The organism is Salinithrix halophila (assembly GCF_042650125.1).
In the GTDB taxonomy this organism is placed as follows: Bacteria; Bacillota; Bacilli; order Thermoactinomycetales; family DSM-45169; genus Salinithrix; species Salinithrix halophila.
The window spans coordinates 1-4550 of the sequence record NZ_JBHSAP010000011.1 but is presented as its reverse complement, the minus strand read 5'-3'; the positions used below and the strand labels follow the sequence as shown (position 1 = coordinate 4550).

Sequence of the window (4550 nt, the reverse complement as noted above, 5' to 3'; positions counted from 1 at the left end):
CCCTACCGGAAGGTGGGGATGGATCACCTCCTTTCTACGGAGTATCATCATGAACGAACCAAACAAGGTCGAATCAACCTGCTCTTCAGTTTTCAGGGAATGCATGATGTTCCCCTGACTCAACCATGAGTCAGGGGATTTTTTTATGATTCAAGAGGCCTGGGTTGAGGATGTAGAGCGGATGTCGTGATGAGCGTCTTTTACGACTCTAAATGGGATAAAAAGGTTTAAATGGTTGTTTTTGTGCAGACGGTAATGCTATAGTGATATCGAATATTCGAAAAATAAGAGGGGTGATCAGAATGAATTTGCCATGGGAGGTTACAGTTGGAATGGGGGTTCTGCTGTCACTCAATTTTTTGCTGATGGGTTGCTTTCGAAAACCATCGACCTTGACCCGGAGCTTATCGATGACGCTCATCCTGGTTCTTTCGGCTTTAATGATCTTACCTTCCGCGGAAGCCGCACCTGTCCATTCCACACAAAAGGGGGACGGGGACGGCTTCTTTAACATTTTGCCCCCTGGTCAGGAGGGGAGGATCAATCTGTTTGAATATCTGTGGTTTCAGATGAGCAAGAAGTATCCCCGACATTACAATGACCAAGTCCATATGTACGATTCTCTCTCGAAAAGAGCACCTGATCTGACCGAATCGGAATTGCCTCAGTACTTCAAAGAAGCTTCGATGGGCACTCCGGCAAAAGTCGAAAAAACCTACTCCCCTATCAAAAACCTTACCATCACCCGGGATAATTTCGGTGTGCCGCATATCCGCGGAAAAACCCGGAAGGCCACTTTTTTTGGCGTCGGTTACGCTACGGCAGAGGATCGCCTATTTTTAATGGATGTTCTCCGTCATTTGGGTCGGGGGCGATTGAGTGAATTTCTCGGAGAGAGCGAATCCAATAAAGAAATGGATAGAAATCAATTGAAAAACGCTCCCTATAAAGAATCGGACTTAACGGATCAAATACGCCGCATTTGTGAGCAAGGTAGCGAAGGCGAAGAAATCTGCCGCGATATAAAGGCTTATATGGAAGGTGTAAACGCTTATATCGACAAAGCCCGATGGAACTGGACTTTGTTACCTGTTGAATACCTCGGTCTTATGAAACTCCCCCAAAAATGGAAGCCGGAAGATGCGGTGGCTATTGCCAGTTTTGTAGGTGGGTTGTTCGGCAAAGGCGGGGGAAGGGAGTTGGAAAGCGCCCAATTTCTCGCTGAACTTCAAAACGAATTCGGAAAAAAGGAAGGGCGTAAGATTTGGGCGGATTTTCGCAGCGCCAATGATCGAGAGGCACCTGTCACCACTGTGCGTCCTTTCCCCTACAACAATCCGGGGAACATTGATCAAGCGTCTGTGGCCATGCCTGATTTGTCAACGGTTAATCAAACGTTGAACCAATTGAAAAATTCCGACATGATCGCCGATGGTCCATTTGGCCCGATCAATCTTCGATTGCCGAAGAGTATGAGCAATGCCATTTTGGTTGTCGGTAATCATACCCGTAAGGGAAACCCAATCGCGGTATTCGGTCCGCAAACGGGTTATTTTAATCCGCAGCTATTGCTTGAAATGGATGTGCAAGGCCCTGGCATAGAAGCCCGCGGAGTGGGATTCGCCGGTTCCAATTTGTACATACAAATGGGCCGTGGAAAGGAGTTTGCATGGTCGGCGACTTCATCCGCTGCTGATAACACCGACCAATGGATTCTCCGCCTCTGCGAACCCGATGGAAAAACACCCTCTAACCAATCGACGCATTATTTATATAAGGGAAAATGTATTCCTATGGAGCAATTTACACATCAACAATCCATCAAGTCTCAAGCCGTTCCTGTAAAAGATCTGAATAAGACGGCGGTTTCGCTCAACCAACCTCCAAAGGAAGTGATCGAACAGCAACAGAATTCCTCCCAACGAAAAAAAGAAACCATGGACACCAAAGTCGAGCGTAGTGTATACGGTCCCGTAATCGCAAGAGGGACGGTTAAAAATCGGCCCGTCGCCATTGCCGTTCAACGTTCAACCTACGGAAATGAACTGGGCAGTTCCTTTGGTTTCAAGCGGTTGAACGATCCGGATTTCATGAAGGGTGGGGCTCAATCCTTTTCAAAAGCGATCGATTCTATCGATTATACGTTTAACTGGTTTTTTGTCGATCAAACAGATATCGCCTATAAACATTCCGGTTTGCTTCCAATCCGTCATCCCGGCACCGATCCGGACTTGCCGGTCTGGGGAACGGGGGAATATGACTGGACAGGCGATTATTTGCCTCCGGAGAAGCAACCACAGGAAATCAACCCTAAGCAAGGGTACTTTGTCAATTGGAACAACAAGCAAGCTCCTGGCTTCCGCGCCAATGACGCCAACTTCAACTACGGGCCGGTGTTCCGATCGCTGACTTTGGAAAAAAGGCTCAAAAAGGCCATTGAAAGCGATGAGAAACTGACGACTGCCGATATGGTCAACATCACAACGGCTGCGGGAACTGTTGACTTAAAAGGTCAAGAAGTCTATCCCTATGTGCTGAAAATCCTTGGGAAACAGGCGCCTGGTAATGATCAGAAGCTGCAAGCGATGCGGGACCGACTGGCTGAATGGGTGAAAACAGGAGGATATCGCAGAGATATCGCTCCTCGAGATGGTCAATATGATAATGCAACAGCCATCGCGATCGGGGATGCGTTTTTTGCACCCTTGGTCAAAGGGATTTTTGGGGCTCCGTTGAAAGGAATCCGTCCCCCTGTCAAACTGGAAGATCGCCCCGACCAACACCTCGGGTCGGCTTACCAAGAAGGATACTATCCTTTCGTTCAAAAGGATCTGCGTCAGGTGCTGGGGGAGAAGGTAACGGACCCTTGGTATAAGACCTATTGCGGAAACGGTGATCGTGCGGCATGTCGGGATATTCTATGGAACGCGCTGTCTGAAGCTGCCGCTCATCTGGAAAAAGAATACAGTTCCGCATCCGTCGATGACTGGATTTACGGCAGTCAACGGGATGCCATCCGGCAAAGCACGCTGGGAGCCCTTTCTCTGCCGGACATGGGTTGGGTGAACCGCCCTACCTTTCAACAGGTGGTTCAAGTCCAATCCACAAAGTAGCACCCCTAGATCGGATGATCCATTAAAGGGGGACAAACAGGGAGGGAACTATAGTGAAGAAAATCGTGTTGGTTATCGCCCTCCTGTGCATTCCGATGATGAACGCCTGCCAAGAGCCAAGCCTGCCTTCGGAGGATGGGAAATTACGGATCCTCTTTGACAACACCCACGGTGAGACGGCGGGTGCCGCTGACTGGGTGATCGACGGAGCTTTTTCCGACTTTGCTGATGCGTTGAAAAAGAAGGGTTACAAAGTTCATCAGTTGGAGAAAAAATCCCCCTTGAAGGACGAAGATTTGAAAGGACAAGACATTTTTGTGTTAAGCGAGCCCAACATTCCGCTGAAAGAGAAGGAACAAAAAGCTTTAATCCGCTTTGTAGACCAAGGAGGCGGGATTTTTTTCATCGCCGATCATTACAATGCGGACCGGAATAAAAATCGATGGGATGCGACGGAAATTCTCAATGGGTATCGGAGAGGGGCATTTGACGACCCTGCAAAAGGGATGGAACAGGAAGAAAGGAAATCTTCCGCCATGCAGGGCGTCACCTCTTCCGATTGGTTATCGGACCATTTCGGTATTCGTTTCCGTTTCAATGCGATCGGTGATGTCACGGCAGATAAGATCATTCCTTCGGACCAGACATTCGGAATTACAAAGGAAGTGAAAGGGGTAGCGATGCATGCCGGCGCCACCTTGGCGGTAACCGATCCTAACAAGGCAAAGGGAATCGTTTATCTGCCCCGAACGAATGAGAAGTGGCGGCATGCGGTGGATCAAGGGGTATACAAAGGGGGCGGTTTCGGCGAGGGCCCTTATGTAGCGATTGCAAAAAGAGGGAAGGGAAAAGCCGCCTTTATCGGAGATTCTTCCCCGATTGAGGATGCCACACCCAAGTACAAAAGAGAAGAGACAGGGGAAAACAAAAAAACGTATGACGGGTTTAAGGAGCAGGACGATGCCGTCCTTCTCGTCCGTATCATCGACTGGTTAGGAAAAAAGGAGAGCTATACCCGGTTCGACCAAGTGGAGGGTCTAGAATTGGATGATCCCACTCCGCTCCTTCCCTTTGAGGATCCAGCCACATCCGATGAGCCTCAAAGAGAACCGTGGTCTGAACCGGAAGCCGGCTATAAGTGGTGGGATCCTGATACTTTTCAACCTGGTTCATACCGATATCCGGATTGAATTGGGTATTTTGGGCAAGTCGGTCGGGCGTATTCCGGCCGACTTTCTTCATGGGAATTTATTTTTGGAAAGGGGTTGAATCAATCTCGGATCCGTGGTATATTATTTCTTGTCGCCGCGAGGTGACGAAGCAAAAAAGGTAGATGCACCTTGAAAACTGGATACGGAAGAAAGCCAAGAATTGCGAAGGGTACAAGTGCAAACGCACTGGAACCGACGCAATTTCACCGGAGTGAATGAAGGAGAA

At 48.8% G+C, this 4550-nt stretch carries 1 protein-coding gene and 1 pseudogene; both read left to right on the top strand.

Going from position 1 to position 4550, the window contains the following annotated elements:
- Window positions 1-302 precede the first annotated feature (302 nt).
- Window positions 303-3113, top strand: coding sequence for a penicillin acylase family protein (locus tag ACFOUO_RS10200; protein WP_380704875.1), 2811 nt, complete (start codon window positions 303-305; stop codon window positions 3111-3113).
- Window positions 3114-3262: 149 nt separating this feature from the next.
- Window positions 3263-4288: pseudogene (locus ACFOUO_RS10195) on the top strand (hypothetical protein); the annotation flags it as partial.
- Window positions 4289-4550 lie beyond the last annotated feature (262 nt).